The following is a 17,485-nucleotide window of genomic DNA, read 5'->3' as shown; positions in this document are numbered from 1 at the left end:
AGAACAAAGAATAAGAGACTGAATGGAAAGGTAAAACTTTCTGTTCAGTCTCTTTTTTCATGTTAGGAATGATTAAAAATAGACCGCGCTACCTATACTGATTTTAGTTGTCGCACGAGCACTACTTTTAACGAATGAGCACTAGTTTTGTCAGCTAGATAGGATTATTTCTCAACTTGCCGAATTTGCATGCAAGAAGGAGGCGATGTAGGTGAACTTTAATTTAACGATGTATCCAAATGATGTATTGATTGTCCAACTATTTGGCGAACTGGATCATCATGAGACAGAAAAAGTGAGAACACATATATCGAAAGCTATTTTACAAGGAAATGTAAAATTACTCGTTTGGAATTTAGAGCAATTGCATTTTATGGACAGTTCCGGAATTGGGTTAGTGCTTGGCAGAATGCGAGAACTCCGAGCTGTCGATGGACAAACAATTTTGTTAAATCCGTCAAAAACGATGCAAAAAATATTCCAGTATTCCGGTTTAGGAAATCTCATACAATTTGCATCTGAACAGCAAGTTATTTCACATAGCGAGGGGGATTGTCAATGGATAACGAAATGACGCTAACTTTTTTGGCGCGCAGTGAAAATGAAGGGTTGGCACGTATTGCCGTTACAAGCTTTATGGCACAACTCGATCCGACAATTGAAGAACTATCGGAATGTAAAACAATCGTATCAGAAGCTGTATCGAATGCCATTATTCATGGTTATGCCGATAATCCGCATGGCATCATTACGGTTTATGCGGTTCGTTACGGTTCAGAAGTAAGTGTGACAATTAAAGATGAAGGTTGCGGAATTGAAGATATCGAACAAGCACGTGAGCCATTATTTACAACGAAGCCGGAGCTAGAACGTTCCGGAATGGGCTTTACAATCATGGAAAGTTTTTCGGATTTCCTGCAAGTAGAATCCGTACTAGGAAAAGGCACAGTCGTAACATTCACAAAACAAATTTTGCCAATAGGGACACTCGTGACATAACGAAATAAGGGGATGGGGAACATCGAGCAGTCATCTGAAACGTTATTAACGCAAGCTTATATGCGTGAACTAATCGCAAAGTCACAACAAGGCGATCAAGTTGCGAGAAAAACGATGATTGAAGGAAATACTAGACTTGTTTGGTCTATCGTTCAACGCTTTGCGTCAAGAGGTGTTGAACTGGAAGATTTGTTTCAAATTGGCTGTATTGGCTTAATGAAATCGGTTGATAAATTCGACTTGTCCTATGAAGTGAAATTTTCCACATATGCAGTGCCGATGATAATTGGGGAGATTCAACGTTTTTTAAGAGATGACGGCATGGTAAAGGTAAGTCGTTCTATCAGGGAATTGAATTACAAAATTCGTCATGCGACTGATGACTATTTAAAAACGAATGAAAAACCTCCATCTGTTGCAGAATTGGCTGAAATATTGCAAGTTTCACAAGAAGATATTTTATTGGCAACTGATGCAATGCGTGATCCGGCAAGTTTGCATGATCAGCTCTTTGAAAATGATGGAGATTCCATTACATTAATGGATCAGATGCGTGACGATAAGTCTGAGCTTGCATTTGATTATGTGCCATTGAAAGACATGTTGAAGAGACTAGGGAAACGGGAACAATCGATTATTTATTTCCGCTATTATCTGGATTTAACCCAAACGGAAATTGCCGATCGTCTCGGTATCTCACAAGTACAAGTATCACGATTGGAAAAGAAAATACTAGCCCAGTTGAAATCATGGATGGATCAGTCTACATTAAGCAGATAAGTTAAGTGACCCGCAATTACTCCATGGTGCATTAGACTAAATATGAATAAGCGGTGAAAAAATGACAAATCAGCTTTTTACATCAATGAAAATTGCAGAAGGATTTTTTAATTCACAATTTGAACCAGATAAAAATTTTGATTTATGTATTAAAGAAATTATGATCAAAAATTTGCCGACATTAACGGTATATGTGAGCGGGCTCGTAAATGGAGACAGTTTGACAGAAATTCTCTCGGAATTACAGCGTGACAATGAGGAAGAAGAAATTCTGGATGAACAGGACTATTTTCACGCCCACTTCAATTATTATGGGGTAGATTTAGCGAAATCGATTGATGACTTTATGCTCGGCGTATTAAGTGGCCGGGTAGGCTTTGTAACGAAGAGCGGTTATTGTTATTTGGCGGAATTCCGGAATTATCCGGGTCGGAATCCGGAAGAGCCGGATAATGAAAAGGTTATTCGGGGTTCGCGCGATGGTTTTGCCGAAAATATTATTTTGAACACGGCATTAGTTCGTCGACGAATTCGAAGTGAAAAGCTGCGATTTCAAATGCACCATGTAACGACCTATAGTCAAACAGATGTCGTTCTTTCCTATATGAGTGATTTAGTCAATGATAAGCATCTTAACTGGCTTGTTGAACGACTTCAGCAAATTAGGCATGATGGGTTAACGATGAGTGACAAATCGCTGGAGGAATGGCTGTTTAAACAGAAATATCACCCGTTGCCTTTTGTGCGTTATACGGAGCGGCCTGACATTGTAGCTGCCCATATTTTAGAGGGGCATATTGCGATAATGGTCGATACATCGCCTTCTGTAATGCTTATTCCTGTCACCATGTTCCATTTGCTGCAGCATGCGGAAGAATATCGCCAGGCGCCGTTAGTCGGTACGATGATGCGGTTTCTTCGTTTTGGAGCGGTTATTTTAAGTTTTCTTTTACTTCCTTTTTGGTATTTACTCGTTACACATCCAGAGTTACTCCCCGATAAGTTAGCATTTATCGGGATAAATGAAAGTGGTGAAATTCCTATATTCCTGCAAATATTAATTGCGGATATCGGAATTGAATATTTGCGAATTGCTGCGATTCATACACCGACACCGTTATCGACTGCAATGGGTTTAATCGCCGGTATTATCATCGGACAAATTGCGATTGACGTTGGACTATTTTCAAGTGAAATTGTTTTATATACCGCGATTACCGCAATTTTTACATTTGCTATTCCGAACTACGAATTGAGTATTTCAGTGAAAGTTTTCCGTTTGATGTTGTTAAGTGCGACGGCGTTATTTGGTATCAATGGATTCTTTATTGGCGGATTCCTGATTTTTACGTACTTATGCTCATTAAAGCCGATGAATGTTCCGTATTTATGGCCTCTTGTTCCGTTTTTCCCAAAGGCGTTCGCACGTGTCATTATTCGGACACCTATGTCGGAGGATGCTCCAAGACCATTTATAGTGAACGCAAAAAAGCGAAAACGTGTATAAACATGAATTGCATCACTTTGACACCTATGTTAAAGTTCTCATATAATATTTTGTGATTTTTGAGAATATTAGCGAGGATTAGCTAAAGTCAGGGGAGAATACGATGCATTTATATGGAACACAGCAAATTAATGAACTCGGCCATTTAACAATTGGCGGAGTAGATACAATTGAATTGGCAAAACAATACGGGACACCGTTATTCGTTTATGATACAGCGTTAATTCGTAAACGTTCACGCGACTTTATCGATACATTTGAACAATTAGGTGTAAAAGCGCAAGTTGCTTATGCCTCTAAAGCATTTGCCTGTGTTGCGGCATATCAGTTAGCTGCGCAGGAAAACCTGTCGCTGGATGTTGTATCAGGAGGAGAACTTTATACAGCGATTAAAGCTGGATTCCCGGCAGATCGCATCCATTTCCATGGCAATAATAAATCGGTTGCCGAACTTGAATTGGCGTTTGAAACGGGAATCGGTTGTATTGTAGTCGATAACTTTTACGAGATTTCGTTAATTAAAGAAATTGCACAGCAGAAAAATCAGCAAATGAAAATTTTATTACGTGTAACACCAGGTGTTGAAGCACATACACATGATTTTATTACAACAGGTCAAGCAGATTCTAAATTTGGCTTTGACTTAAATAATGGACAAGCTGATGAGGCATTTAAGCAAGTAGTAAACGATGAACATATCGAACTATTAGGTTTACATTGCCACATCGGCTCTCAAATTTTTGAAACAGAAGGCTTTAGTTTGGCAGCAGGTAAAGTAATGCAAAAAATGGGTGCATGGAAGGAACAGCACGGTTTTATTGCACAGGTACTGAATCTTGGCGGTGGCTTCGGAATCCGTTATACAGAAGAGGACAAGCCTTTAGAACCTCATGAATATGTTGCGGACATGATTCGAACAGTGCAGGATGAAAGTAAAAAACTTAATTTGGCAATGCCGGAAATTTGGATAGAGCCAGGCCGCTCTCTAGTTGGAGATGCTGGTACATCACTGTACACAATCGGTTCTCAGAAAACAGTACCAAATGTGCGTGAATATATTGCTGTTGATGGCGGGATGAGCGATAATATCCGTCCAGCACTTTACGATGCAAAATATGAAGCGATAATTGCCAATAAAGCAAATGATCCAAAAACAAGTACATACACTGTTGCAGGTAAGCTATGTGAGTCAGGAGATAAGTTAATTATTGATGCGTCATTACAAAATGCACATACCGGTGATATTTTAGCGATGTTCTGTACAGGGGCATACGGTTATTCGATGGCATCAAACTATAACCGTGTTCCAAGACCGGCAGTTGTGTTCGTTGAAAATGGAGAGCACCAATTAGCGATTAAACGTGAAAGCTATGAAGATTTAGTGACAAATGATTTGCCGTTAACATTTACAAAGGGTGAATAGCCGTTGAAATTATCAAAGCAAGCTAAATGGGGTTTCGGTCTATTAATTGGAATTGTGATTTGGTCGCTCTTGTTTATTTACATTATTAGTCCGCTAATTTACAAATTTTCAAACTGAACGTTGGAAAATTGTGTTATTGCATTTCGGTCGATCTTTTGATAGGATGTGCAATGGTAGAATTGAGGGAATGTAAAATGTTAGTTCGATATAAAAAAGCACTTGAAAAAATTGCAATGGGATTAATTTCGTTAATGCCACAAGAAAAAGATATTAAACGCTTAATGGAAACCATTCAACATTATGATCAAAATGAAAATTGGACACTTTTCTTATGGAAAAATGGCGAAGAATATGTAGGGGCTATTGGGATTGCAGAAGAAAAAGATGCTGCAATCGTCCAACATATTACAGTCATCCCATCGTATCGGGGTGAAGGTGTCGCATTAAAGATGTTACATGAACTGCGGAATATGGGGTATGAGCATATTCAAGCGAATGAAGACACAAGTGCATTTGTCCAGAAATGTATACCTATATTAAAAGAAGTCGACTAATTTACTGTCGACTTCTTTTTTTTAATTCTCTAGCTTCAAGTATTTCAGTCCGGTCCCGAAGCATATGTTTATTGAAAATAAAGTGTGAATCCATTAGAGGAATCGACTTTATTCTTTCATGTACCAATTCTTGAAGCTGTCGATCTGTAATAGGCAGTGTAAAGTGTGCGAATGGTTCATTTTCCTGCATTTTTCGAAGTTGGTTTTTCATTAGGCGAAGCAGTTGTCTTACATCGATAAACTCGAAAAATTGACTATTATCATTCAGCTCAAAGTTAACAATGGCTTTCTCCATTATGCGTGCAGCGCCAGTAACATTTGCCCGCCGAAAGTGGTACATACCTGTCGCAAGCTGGACATAGCCTACTAACGGATGGAGCTTTTCTTTTGGTGCAATTTCTTTCCAATATTCTTCTAAAACTTCATGGCATTCAAAATAGTCATTATTGCCATTAAAATAGGCGCAATAATCGATAAATAGTGGATGAAACAAAGGATGCATTGTTGTCCCCTTTCCTCTATACTAATTAGATAGGTTCTGCTATATTTTGTTGAATTTTGACGAATAAAGTAACTAGCAAAACGTAAAATTAATCATAGCGAATTAGATGCTAATGATAATTTCCGATTAACGATAGGTGGTATTTTATGTCTTACGAAGTGAAACTAGACGCCTTTAGCGGGCCACTAGATTTATTATTGCATTTAATTCATCGTTTGGAAATTGATATATATGATATTCCAATGGCGGAATTAACGGAACAGTATATTGATCATATCCATGCGATGCAAACATTGGAACTGAATGAAGCAAGCGAGTATTTAGTAATGGCCGCAACATTATTGGCGATTAAAAGCCGTATGCTCATTCCGATTAATGAAAACGAAATCGATGCAGAGGAGCTCGAAATAGATGAGGTCGATCCACGGGAAGAGCTTGTTGCACGTTTAATCGAATATAAAAAGTATAAAGAAGCAGCTGTTCAACTTCAGGAATTGGAAACAGAACGCGGGCAAGTGTTCACGAAAGCGCCGGCAGACTTGTCGGAATTTATGCCGGAAGAACAATTAGCGCTTTTTGATCAAAATGTAAATGTTTACGATATGTTAAGTGCGTTCCAAAAACTGATGCGTCGTAAACAGTTGAAAAAACCATTGTCAACGCGTATCGCAAGACAGGAAATTTCAGTGAAGGAACAAATGCGTTCCGTTGTGAACATTTTAAAAAATGCAGGCGGAAGAGTGATGTTCTCGCAATTGTTTGAAGCAGAGGATAAGCCAATGCTTGTATTGACGTTTTTAACATTACTGGAATTAATGAAGCGCCAAGTGATTTTTGTCGAACAGCAAAATAACTTCGATGATTTATCTGTATTACTGACAAAAGAGGAGATCAATGATGAATTCGAACAACTTACTGAGCCGAATTGAGGCACTATTATTCGTAGCTGGTGATGAAGGTATGACCGTTAAACAACTTGCACAATATATAGAAGTAGAACCAATGGATATTGAAGCGGGATTAAGCGAGCTCCTGTCTCATTACAATGAGGAGGAAATGCGGGGAATTACATTAAAACAGCTTGCCGGTACATATCAGTTAACAACAAAACCGGAAGTGACGGACACATTGAAAAAATTAATTGAAAACCCGACAAATCAAGTATTAACCGCAGCTTCATTAGAGGTTCTGGCAATTATAGCGTATAAGCAGCCGATCACGCGCGCGGAAGTGGAAGATCTGCGAGGGGTGAAAAGCGAACGCCCGATTGCGACACTCGTTTCTAGGGCGCTCGTACAGGAAGTTGGCAGGGCGGAAGGAACAGGACGGGCAATCTTATATGGTACGACAAAAGAGTTCCTAAATTATTTTGGCTTAAAAAATATTAAAGAATTGCCGCCTTTACCGGAAGAAGTCGATCAGGAAGATGATCAGCCGACTGATTTATTTTTAACGAAGTTCCAGGAAACATTTAACCAAAACTAAAGGAGTGGCCTGTTGAAAAAGTGGTTTGTTTCTATTGTTGTATTGTTCGTATTTTTGAGTAGTTCGTCACAAATTCAGGCGGCGTATAATAGCTATGTTGTTATCGATGCGGAAAATGGACGGACATTAATGGGTGTGAATGAACATGCACGCCTGCCGATTGCCAGCCTGACAAAAATCTGGACGGCCCTGGTTGTTTTAGAAAATAGTGAGCTTACCGATGAAGTTGTCATTTCGAAGGAAGCCTCGCTTGTTGAAGGCTCATCAATTTATTTATTGGAAAACGAGACGTATACGATTGATTACTTGCTTCATGGTTTAATGATGCAATCAGGAAATGATGCCGCTACTGCGCTGGCGGAACATATTGGAGGATCTGTAGAGGGCTTTGTTCAGCTTATGAACGAGAAGGCAGAGCTTTATCAATTGAATGAAACAACTTTTACAAATCCTACAGGGCTGCACAATGAAGCCCATTTATCCTCTGCCTACGATACGGCAAAGATGCTGCAAATTGCGATGATGAATCCACAGTTCAGAAAAATTGCATCTACTCAAAATTTTTCGGATGGCAGGCAGTGGAGAAATAAACACCGGCTTATGCATGAGAAGATAGGAGCCGTTGCAGGGAAAACAGGCTATACAAAAGTGGCTGGAAGAACATTGGCAACTTATTTTGAACGGGAACAAAAGTCATTTGTTGTCGTTACTATTAACGAAGGAAATGATTGGAATATCCACCGGAACTTGGCGGATTTTGTCGACAATAATTTTGAACATAAAACGATTGTGAAAAAAGGGAAATATAATGCGAACGGGTTGGCAATCGAGTTAGATGAACCGTTCCAAATGCTGCTTCATAAGAAAGAACGACCGAATTTTGAGCATATTGTTAAAGTTTCACGGCTGAAAGGGTCGGATCGAGGGGTTTGGCTTTTATACGCAGATGAATCGCTCGTATCATCAAAACTCGTTACAGTAAAATAATCCATAAAGTGAAATACTTTAACTTCAGGATTGAAGTTAAGCCCCCGGAGATGTCATGGATTCGAAAAAGAGTTCTTAAAAGGAAGTCAGCTTTAAAGCGTCGCATCATGAGACAACGGCTGACTGACCCACATCCTGTGGGCCTCAAAGCCGAACAAGACGCAATTACGCCAGAGCGTAATTGATTAAGTTCTAAAAGTATGACATAATTTTTATTCGTTAAGGATTTATTTTCGCTCGTATTTGTGGATTACAGCAATAGTATTTAATAATTAACAGAGCAGTAAATGAAAAGTGCAGGGACGAATGCTGAAGAAGTATGCGTCTTTGCAGTTTATCAATCAATGAGGTGAACTTATGGAAAGATTACAAAAAGTGATTGCCTATGCAGGCGTTGCATCACGACGTAAAGCAGAGCAATTAATCGTAGAAGGTAAAGTAAAAGTAAATGGAGTCGTAGTTAAAGAGCTTGGTACAAAAGTATCCAACTCGGACACGATTGAAGTTGAAGGCGTAAAGCTGGAAAAAGAAGATAAAGTTTATTTCCTGCTATATAAACCACGTGCCTATATTTCAGCAGTAACTGATGATAAAGGTCGAAAAACAGTAACTGATATTTTTAAAAAGCATGTTCACCAACGTATTTTCCCGGTAGGTCGTTTAGATTATGATACGACTGGATTATTGCTTTTAACGAATGACGGCGAGTTTTCAAACTTAATGACACATCCGAAATTCAAAATCGATAAAACATATATTGCACGTGTTAAAGGGATTCCAACAAAACAAGGTTTAATGAAACTACAAAACGGAATTAAGCTGGAAGACGGAAAAACGGCTCCTGCAAAAGTTAGCATGACAAGCTTTGATGAGAATGCTGGTAAAGCGATTTGTGAGATTACCATTCATGAAGGGCGAAATCGTCAAGTCCGTCGTATGTTTGAAGCAATCGGTACACCTGTCGTGAAATTAAAACGTGAGCGCTTTGCATTTTTAGATTTAACTGGACTTAGCCCAGGCGAATACCGTCAGCTGACAAAACATGAAGTAAAACTACTACGTGTATTAGCTGAAACAGGAAAAATTGAGTATAACAATTAATAGTTTAAGAAATTCATAAATCATTCTGAAAGAAAAGAATTTAAATTTTGTAATAATTTGCTATAATAGGCAACAGTAGTTGCTGAAGTGGAAGGGGGTTTTTTATTTTGGAAAAAAAGAAACAACGTTCTGTGACTCGCGGTATCATTTTAACCATTTTAGCAATCGCAATCGGATATACAGTTTACGCTGCCGTAACGAAAGATAAAATTAATATTGTACAAGCCGGGGCACAGGCGCCTGATTTTGAAGTAGTAGATTTGCATGGTGAAAAGCATAGATTGAAAGACTACGAGGGAAAGGGTGTCGTACTGAATTTCTGGGGTACATGGTGTGAGCCGTGTGAACGCGAATTCCCTGCAATGACTCGTCAATATGCGGAATTTAAGGGCCAGGATGTTCAAATTATTGCCGTTAACTTCGCACAGTCTGAATTCGAAGTAAAAAAATATGTCGCGAATATGGGGATGACGTTCCCGGTTGCGATCGATAAAACGAAAAGTGTTTTCACTGCCTATAATATTGGACCCCTGCCTACATCAATTTTCATTAAACCCGACGGTACAATAGACCGTATTATTACTGGAGAAATGACCGAAGGAGAAATTGTGCAATATATGGGGTCAATAAAGCCGGAATAGGAGTTTTTACGCAATGAATAAACTACTTTGTGAATGCGGGCATGAAAATCCTGAAGGTACAACACTCTGCCAAAAATGCGGTTCTCCATTATCCGCAGAGGAAAAAAGCAAAAAAATTGCAGATATGCGGTACGAAGGGACAGCCATTCGTTCAAAAACTTATAACAAGTCAGTTATTGATAAGGTTTGGAATTTTTTCTCAAGTGTAAAAGTCGGAATTACGCTCATTATTATCAATTTAATAGCAGCATCAATTGGTACAATACTGCCTCAGGAGTTTTACATAAGCGTAGCAACAGACCCGGAGAAGGAAAAGTACTATTCAGATGTTTATGGATGGTTCGGTGAAATATACTACGCGTTAGGTTTATCGGATCTTTATTCATCCCTATGGTTCCAATTACTTGTATTAATGTTAGGTGTGTCCATTATTATTGCAAGTATTGATAGAGGAATTCCATTACATAAATCTTTAAAAAATCAACGAGTGAAACGACATACAAACTTTATGAAGCGTCAGCGAATTATCGGTGAAGGGAAACCAAGTGAAACGCCTGAACAAACGCTCCAGCTCGTTGAACAATCTTTAAAAAATTTAAAATACAATGTGCGTCGTGAAAATGATTCCATTTTAGCGGAACGCGGGCGTTTTTCCCGCTATGGTGCTTACGTAAACCATGTTGGATTAATTGTCTTTCTGATTGGGGTCATGCTCCATCTAGTACCGGGCATGTACGTGGATGAATCGATGTGGCTTCGTGAAGGCGAGACACGTGCTGTACCAGGTATGGACGGGTACTTTCTGAAGAATGACAAATTTATTCTTGAAACTTACGACAATGTTCCCCAGGGCGAGCAGATCAAACAAGGGGTCAATGTAGTCGCGAAAAACTTCCAGACAGACGTGACATTGTATAAACAGAAAGAAAACAGTGTGCCGGGACAGGCGGAAAACCTGGAAGAAGTAACGAAATACGGAATTCAGGTAAACCATCCGCTGAAGCATGAGGGTTATGCATTTTATCAGATGGATTTCCGTTTAAATGAGATTAAAACAATGGTGTTTGATTTAACGAATAAGGAATCGGAAGAATCGCTTGGTCAAATTAGCATTGATTTAACGAACCCGCAGGAAGTGTATACGCTCGAAAATGGCGCACAAGTCGAATTAATGGGTTATTATCCGGACTTTTCAGGTTTTAAAGAAGGCGTACCGCAAACTGTGTCCCAAACACCGAATAATCCGGCATTTATTTTTAAAATGATTACTCCTGAAACACCTGAAGGAGAAACAAGCTTTGTTGCGATTCAGCAAACACTTGAGCCTGAAGGTGACAATATTTATAAAATGAAGTTTTCAAATGTGGAAACACGCCATATGTCTGGTTTAACGATCCGTTATGATCGGACAATCCCTATTCTAATCGTAGGGGGTATTATCTTTATGATTGGTGTTGCAATCGGTTCCTATTGGAATCATCGCCGTATATGGATTGAACAGTTGGCGGATGGAACAATACGTCTGGCGGCACATACCAATAAAAACTGGTTTAGTATGAAAAAAGATTTAGATGCATTAACGAAGCATGCTCATTTACCGCAATACGTAGATCAACAGGAAATAGAAAACAATGAACATGTTGAAACAGAAAAGGATGGTAAAACCTTATGAGTTTAATCGATTTAAGCGGTTATTTACTGTATGCTGCATTCATTTCTTACTTAGTTGGTACATTTTTATTTGCAGGCGCAATTAAAGTGAAAAATGACACGGCAGCAACACGGGCGGATAAATACGGTAAAATTGCCCTTGTTGTTACAATTATCGGTTTTGTTGCACAGTTAGGTTATTTCATTACGCGTTGGGCGTATACAGGACATGCACCGGTTAGTAATATGTTTGAATTTACTACAGCATTCGGTATGTTCATAGTACTATCGTTTATCGTCATTTACATTACGTATAAAGTTGCGGCATTAGGTGTTGTTGCTTTACCAATTGCATTATTGATAATTGCCTTTGCCTCTATGTTCCCGACAGAGGTAAGTCCTTTAGTACCTTCACTGCAAAGTCATTGGCTGACGATACATGTTACGACTGCAGCACTAGGGCAATCGATTTTTGGGATTAGTGCGGTAGCCGGACTTATTTACTTGCTCAGAAATGTGAATATGGACGAGCGCTCAAAAGAAAGCTTTTGGCTGGAAACAGTCATGTTCTGCTGTGTACTAGTCGTAGGATTTGTTGCAGCAACGGTTACATTCAACGCCATGGGTTATGAAGCAAAGTATGAATACGTTGATACATTGGATCAAGTCAATACATCTACGTATTTGATGCCGGCTGTTTTCGGTATGAATGAATATGTGGAACTGTCTGAAGACCGTATGACACCATTATTTGAGTTGCCTGCATTGATTGATGCACGAAAGCTAACAACTGTTTTCTGGTCTGTTCTATTCGGTACAATCATTTATATCTTGATTCGACTGATCTTTAGAAGAAAGATAGCGAAAATGTTCCAGCCATTAGTGAAACGGGTGAACTCGACGCTGATGGACGAAATCGCCTACCGTTCAATCTTAATTGCTTTTCCGATTTTTACATTAGGCGCGCTTATTTTTGCGATGATTTGGGCACAGGAAGCATGGGGCCGATTTTGGGGCTGGGATCCAAAAGAAGTATGGGCACTTATTACATGGCTGTTTTATGCAGCATTTTTACACCTTCGCCTCTCAAAAGGTTGGGAAGGAAGAAAGAGTGCATGGCTTACGGTAATCGGTTTCCTTATTATTTTATTCAATTTAGTCGTAGTTAATCTAGTTATCGCTGGATTGCACTCTTATGCATAATGTGACAACAATTTGCTTTTTACACTATTTTTAAAGCAATTTTGATAGTTTCCAATTCTATGCAAAATAAATAATAAACTGTCATAAAGTTAGAAAAGTTCAATCAGAATGATTGGGCTTTTCTTTTCAATCGTTCGCTAAAAAGGTACAATAGAGAAGAGAAATAGAGTTTTGAAAGGGGCAACACCAGTGTCTGAAAATATTTCTGTGTTAATTGTGGACGACGAGGATCGAATTCGTCGTTTGTTAAAAATGTATTTAGAGCGTGAGGGCTATACAGTAGAAGAAGCGGAAAATGGAGAACAAGCACTTTCGATGGCACTTGAAAAAGATTATCATTGTATTTTGTTGGATATTATGATGCCTGAAAAAGATGGTTTGGAAGTTTGTGCTGAACTGCGCGAAAAGAAAACAACGCCTATTATATTGTTGACGGCAAAAGGTGAAGAAGCAAACCGTGTACAAGGTTTTGAACTTGGTGCGGATGATTATATTGTGAAACCATTTAGTCCGCGAGAAGTCGTATTACGTGTAAAAGCAATATTACGACGCTCAGCAGTATTTTCACCTGTTTCAAATGCTTCATCTTCTAAAGATTTAGTTGTGTTCCCGCATTTAACAATCGACCATGATGCACATCGTGTGACAGCAGATGGAACGGAAGTAAATTTAACACCGAAAGAATATGAATTATTATACTTTTTGGCGAAGTCACCCGATAAAGTATTCGACCGTGAGCAATTATTAAAAGAAGTATGGCATTATGATTTCTTTGGTGACCTGCGCACAGTTGATACACATGTAAAGCGCCTGCGTGAAAAGCTGAACCGTGTCTCTGAAAATGCAGCAAAAATGATTGTTACGGTTTGGGGAGTAGGCTATAAATTCGAGGTCGTAAATGATTAGAATAGCAACAAGTATTGTCGGGAAGCTATGGGTAACCATTTTGCTTCTCGTTTCATTTGTCCTGTTTATTTTTACAATTTTCATGTTGGAGTTTCTTGAAAACTATCATAACGAACAGTCCGAGATTTCATTAAGGCAAACAGCCGCAGCCATTGCGAGTATTATCGATGAAGAAGAGATCGATGATAAGCAGTTTGCAATCATCTCGGAGTTATTGACGGAAACGACAAACGTACTTATCGCCAAAAGTTCAGATGAAATATTGTATGCAAGACAAGAAGGCATTAATAAAGAAGAAATTCAGCAAAAAATTATAAGCAGCAAAGCATTTGAAGAAGTATATGCATCAGCAGAGCCAATAGTAAAGGAACTGACGCTACCTTCGAATCGAGAAGAAGCGAACAGCTCCAATTATATTGTATTAGGCTTCCCGCTTAAAAGTGTTGAAGATCTACATGGGGCCGTCTTTATTTACAAAAACCCCGATGCTTTACACCAGACTAGTAATGAAACGACGAAAATTGTTGTGTTAGCTGCGGCTATTGCATTTATATTGACGACAATTTTTGCATTTTTCCTTTCTTCTAAGATAACGCTTCCATTGCGTAAAATGAGAGAGCATGCATTTGAATTGGCAAAGGGGCGTTTCGATTCAAAAATTGAAACGAAGCAAAATGATGAAATTGGTCAGCTTGCCGTCGCCTTTAACCAGATGGGCCGTCAATTGAAGCATCATTTGGAAGTGATCAACCAGGAAAAAGAACAATTATCGAGCATTTTAACATCGATGACCGATTCTGTTATTACATTTAATCGCGATAAGACGATTTTAGTGAGCAATCCTCCTGCAGAGCGACTACTGCAAAAATGGTTCGTCGAAAAAGGATTGGATAGCTCAAAGCCGATACCGGATGAACTTTATCAAATGCTTGACCATGTGTTGAATTTCGAGGATCAGCTGGACGAAGAGTTTGAAATGGGTAAATCCTATTACAGTATAACGATTAGTCCTTTGTACAGCAGAGACTCCATTCGTGGTGCAGTCGCTGTTATACGCGATAAAACCGAGGAAACGAAACTGGAAAAACTGAAATCGGATTTCATTGCCAATGTTTCACATGAGCTCCGGACACCAATCGCGATGCTACAAGGCTATTCGGAGGCAATTATTGATGGGGTTGTGACAACAGAGGAAGAACGTATTGATATGATCCGGGTAATTTACGATGAATCACAGCGTATGAGTCGTCTCGTAACAGATTTACTTGACTTGGCGCGGATGGAATCAGGACATATGAGTCTGTATAAGGAAGACGTGCCATTAGTAGCGGTTATTGAACGGATGACACATAAGTTTGACCAAACAGCGAAAGAAAAGCATGTGCAACTGCAGATTGAAACTGACTTTTCGGATGAAACGCTTATTTCGATTGATGAGGACCGTATCGAACAAGTATTAACGAACTTGATCGACAATGCGATTCGCCATACACCAGCCGATGGATCGGTAACTGTTTCTATGGCAAATGAGCAAAACTATGCAAAAATTCAAATTAGGGATACAGGGCAGGGCATTCCGCAAGATGATTTGCCATATGTATTCGAACGGTTCTACAAAGCAGATAAAGCACGTACTCGTTCGAAAGGCGGAACGGGCTTAGGCTTGGCCATTACGAAAAACATTGTGGAAGCACATAACGGCAGAATCTCTGTTGATAGTGTGGAAAAGCAAGGAACAACCTTTACATTTTACTTGCCATTATCTTAAAAAAGTGGGGTAATGGAATTATGAGTATAAAAAAGTTTATCATTTTGAATCGTTCAAAGTGATAAACTTTTCTTTTTAATAGACTAATTCGTTCGTAAAAGGATGATTACTGTAACTTTTCTGTTTCGAAAACGACAAATTACGTGAATGGAGGTGGGATGGGTGCAGCAATCCATTTTCCATCGATTATACGATACGTATCATCAGGATGTTTTTAATTTCTTATTTTACTTAGTGAAAAATCGTACCGCAGCTGAGGATCTTGCCCACGAAGTATACGTTCGTGTATTAAAATCATACGAGCGATTCGAAGGGAAAAGCTCGGAAAAAACTTGGCTGTTCTCTATAGCAAAAAATGTGGCGATTGACTATTTCAGAAAAAAACAAGTTCGAGATAAACATGCATTTACAGCTTTTGATTGGGAGACAGAGCAACTCGTAAGCCCAATCCCTTCACCTGAACAATTCACCGAATTAAATGACCAGCTCCATCAATTACTGGTTGCATTGGAGGAATGTTCAGGTGATCAGAAAATGGTGATTATTATGCGGTATATTCAGGAACTTTCAATTCAGGAAACAGCGGAGATATTAGGATGGACGACAGGAAAAGTTAAAACGACACAGCACCGTGCTTTAAAGAATCTGCGGCTGCTATTGGAAGCGCAAGAAGGAAGGGAGGCGAATCCATTATGAAAAAGGAGCATTGGGATGAAAAAGAGATTGAAATTTTTCTGAAAAAAGCACCGAAAGTAACTGATCATCGTTCAAAAGATGAGGTATTTAATCGTTTAATGGATGAAGGAGCATTTAATGAAGATCCGCCTCACATAGAGCAAAACAATCAAAAAGGTATACGTTGGGCGCCATTATTCGTCTCGATTGCATCAATATTTATTATTGTTTTAATCAGCGCGCAATTTATAGGTAATAATGAATCGGTTACTATGCAGAATGAAACATTCGATCTTGCCACTCCGGAATCGGAAGAAAGTATGACAATGAGTGCGAAGGAAGATGCATCTACACAACGCTCCATGATTAATAGTTTTTCGACGGAAGCTCAACCGGAGCAAACATTAGTTTATGAAAGCGAGCTAGAGGAAAACACATTATTTGCAATTGGTCTTGCAGGGGATGATGCAGAAAGTGTACCTGTAAGCATATTGATTCCAAATGAGATTGTTGCCGAAAAAACGGGTACAGAAAATCCGACGAAGCTGGAACTTTATAACACGTTCAGTCCGTTGCTTGACGAACAGTCGTTAGGCTTTAATGAATACCATCCTTACAAGGGCGAATTGCGTGAGGAAGGGAACAGGCTTGTTCATATGTTGCCGGAAGATCACCAATATGATGCGGGAACTGCTTCCTTATCAAATTATCTCGGTTCCCTTGTCGACACTTTCAGAGATGAATATATGGAAGTAGAAATACAAAATACGGCCGGAAAACCAATTTACTTTGACCATATTGGCGACGTAAAAGAGCCGTTTTTATTAAATGATGAGAACGCTCAATATAATTATTTTATGTATCAGATGCGGAATGGAGCGGTATATTTAAGTCCCAATTTCCGAATGAGCTTTAAAGATGTGCAAGAAGCAATCAAAAATATGACGGTGGAAGCGAATGATATATACAGAACGGTTATATTGCCGGGTGTATATTTAAAAGTTGAAGACGCTAAGTCGATCGTAACAATTACATTTGAAGAACCTTTAAACTTGGACAATTATGAACCAGCTCAAGGAATGCGAATGATTGAAGGATTAATAATGACAGCAGCAAGTTTTGATAAACAGGTAAAATTTGAAAATATCGTACAGGAACAATGGGGCGGTTATGACTTCACAAAACCGGTAGATAAGCCGATCGCGGCGAACCGTATTCATTATGAATTTCAATAATTCAAATAATTTTACTAGGAATTGTAAGCAATGGGCTTTACAATTCCTTTTTTTTATATATAATAATAG

At 39.0% G+C, this 17,485-nt stretch carries 18 protein-coding genes; 17 read left to right on the top strand and 1 reads right to left on the bottom strand.

Features of this window, described 5'->3' with window-relative positions; all coding sequences use genetic code 11:
• The first annotated feature begins 211 nt into the window (after positions 1 to 211).
• The 6 genes from spoIIAA (at position 212) to ACQKN3_RS08185 (ending at position 5,263) form a co-directional block, all read left to right on the top strand.
• Positions 212 to 574, top strand: coding sequence for an anti-sigma F factor antagonist (spoIIAA, locus tag ACQKN3_RS08210; protein WP_427710703.1), 363 nt, complete (start codon positions 212 to 214; stop codon positions 572 to 574).
• The gene (gene spoIIAB / locus ACQKN3_RS08205; RefSeq protein WP_079525739.1) at positions 559 to 999 is read left to right on the top strand and encodes an anti-sigma F factor; all 441 of its coding nucleotides are present in this window, start codon (positions 559 to 561) and stop codon (positions 997 to 999) included. Before spoIIAA ends, spoIIAB begins: the two co-directional genes overlap by 16 nt.
• Before the next feature lie 12 nt (positions 1,000 to 1,011).
• Positions 1,012 to 1,779 carry a SigF/SigG family RNA polymerase sporulation sigma factor gene (locus ACQKN3_RS08200; protein WP_079525741.1) on the top strand — a complete coding sequence of 256 codons (768 nt, stop codon included), beginning with the start codon at positions 1,012 to 1,014 and terminating at the stop codon, positions 1,777 to 1,779.
• Between the two features lie 61 nt (positions 1,780 to 1,840).
• On the top strand, positions 1,841 to 3,286 hold the full coding sequence (locus ACQKN3_RS08195; RefSeq protein WP_251688983.1) for a spore germination protein: 1,446 nt from the start codon (positions 1,841 to 1,843) through the stop codon (positions 3,284 to 3,286).
• A 103-nt stretch (positions 3,287 to 3,389) separates the two neighbouring features.
• Positions 3,390 to 4,709, top strand: coding sequence for a diaminopimelate decarboxylase (gene lysA / locus ACQKN3_RS08190; protein ID WP_427710700.1), 1,320 nt, complete (start codon positions 3,390 to 3,392; stop codon positions 4,707 to 4,709).
• 194 nt (positions 4,710 to 4,903) lie between these two features.
• On the top strand, positions 4,904 to 5,263 hold the full coding sequence (locus ACQKN3_RS08185) for a GNAT family N-acetyltransferase (RefSeq protein ID WP_251688979.1): 360 nt from the start codon (positions 4,904 to 4,906) through the stop codon (positions 5,261 to 5,263).
• 1 nt (position 5,264) lies between these two features.
• On the opposite strand, the gene ACQKN3_RS08180 is transcribed toward ACQKN3_RS08185, so the two are convergent.
• Positions 5,265 to 5,765, bottom strand: coding sequence for a DUF309 domain-containing protein (locus tag ACQKN3_RS08180; protein ID WP_427710698.1), 501 nt, complete (start codon positions 5,763 to 5,765; stop codon positions 5,265 to 5,267).
• Positions 5,766 to 5,911: 146 nt separating this feature from the next.
• Between ACQKN3_RS08180 and ACQKN3_RS08175 the strand changes: the two genes are divergently transcribed.
• From ACQKN3_RS08175 to ACQKN3_RS08125, 11 genes are all read left to right on the top strand, one after another.
• Entirely contained in the window at positions 5,912 to 6,694 is a 783-nt protein-coding gene (locus tag ACQKN3_RS08175) for a segregation/condensation protein A (RefSeq protein WP_251688975.1), read from the top strand.
• On the top strand, positions 6,660 to 7,250 hold the full coding sequence (scpB, locus tag ACQKN3_RS08170) for an SMC-Scp complex subunit ScpB (protein WP_251688973.1): 591 nt from the start codon (positions 6,660 to 6,662) through the stop codon (positions 7,248 to 7,250). Before ACQKN3_RS08175 ends, scpB begins: the two co-directional genes overlap by 35 nt.
• A gap of 12 nt (positions 7,251 to 7,262) precedes the next feature.
• The gene (locus ACQKN3_RS08165) at positions 7,263 to 8,237 is read left to right on the top strand and encodes a D-alanyl-D-alanine carboxypeptidase family protein (RefSeq protein ID WP_251688971.1); all 975 of its coding nucleotides are present in this window, start codon (positions 7,263 to 7,265) and stop codon (positions 8,235 to 8,237) included.
• A gap of 357 nt (positions 8,238 to 8,594) precedes the next feature.
• Complete coding sequence (locus ACQKN3_RS08160) at positions 8,595 to 9,338, top strand: pseudouridine synthase (RefSeq protein ID WP_251688969.1); 744 nt, start codon at positions 8,595 to 8,597, stop codon at positions 9,336 to 9,338.
• A 107-nt stretch (positions 9,339 to 9,445) separates the two neighbouring features.
• Positions 9,446 to 9,979: a thiol-disulfide oxidoreductase ResA gene (gene resA, locus ACQKN3_RS08155; protein ID WP_251688967.1), complete on the top strand. Its 534-nt coding sequence runs from the start codon at positions 9,446 to 9,448 to the stop codon at positions 9,977 to 9,979.
• A gap of 13 nt (positions 9,980 to 9,992) precedes the next feature.
• On the top strand, positions 9,993 to 11,651 hold the full coding sequence (locus tag ACQKN3_RS08150; protein WP_251688965.1) for a cytochrome c biogenesis protein ResB: 1,659 nt from the start codon (positions 9,993 to 9,995) through the stop codon (positions 11,649 to 11,651).
• Positions 11,648 to 12,832 carry a c-type cytochrome biogenesis protein CcsB gene (gene ccsB / locus ACQKN3_RS08145; protein ID WP_251688963.1) on the top strand — a complete coding sequence of 395 codons (1,185 nt, stop codon included), beginning with the start codon at positions 11,648 to 11,650 and terminating at the stop codon, positions 12,830 to 12,832. The genes ACQKN3_RS08150 and ccsB overlap by 4 nt, the downstream gene beginning before the upstream one ends.
• A gap of 189 nt (positions 12,833 to 13,021) precedes the next feature.
• The gene (locus ACQKN3_RS08140) at positions 13,022 to 13,738 is read left to right on the top strand and encodes a response regulator transcription factor (RefSeq protein WP_353056557.1); all 717 of its coding nucleotides are present in this window, start codon (positions 13,022 to 13,024) and stop codon (positions 13,736 to 13,738) included.
• On the top strand, positions 13,731 to 15,506 hold the full coding sequence (locus ACQKN3_RS08135) for an ATP-binding protein (RefSeq protein ID WP_427710693.1): 1,776 nt from the start codon (positions 13,731 to 13,733) through the stop codon (positions 15,504 to 15,506). The genes ACQKN3_RS08140 and ACQKN3_RS08135 overlap by 8 nt, the downstream gene beginning before the upstream one ends.
• A 162-nt stretch (positions 15,507 to 15,668) precedes the next feature.
• Positions 15,669 to 16,202, top strand: a complete 534-nt coding sequence (locus ACQKN3_RS08130; RefSeq protein ID WP_251688958.1) for an RNA polymerase sigma factor SigX — start codon at positions 15,669 to 15,671, stop codon at positions 16,200 to 16,202.
• Positions 16,199 to 17,416: a hypothetical protein gene (locus ACQKN3_RS08125; RefSeq protein ID WP_427710691.1), complete on the top strand. Its 1,218-nt coding sequence runs from the start codon at positions 16,199 to 16,201 to the stop codon at positions 17,414 to 17,416. Before ACQKN3_RS08130 ends, ACQKN3_RS08125 begins: the two co-directional genes overlap by 4 nt.
• The last annotated feature ends 69 nt before the right edge of the window (positions 17,417 to 17,485 follow it).

The sequence above is a fragment of the Solibacillus sp. NPDC093137 genome (genome assembly GCF_050280445.1).
In the GTDB taxonomy this organism is placed as follows: Bacteria; Bacillota; Bacilli; order Bacillales_A; family Planococcaceae; genus Solibacillus; species Solibacillus isronensis_B.
This window is presented reverse-complemented; position numbering and strand designations above follow the sequence as displayed.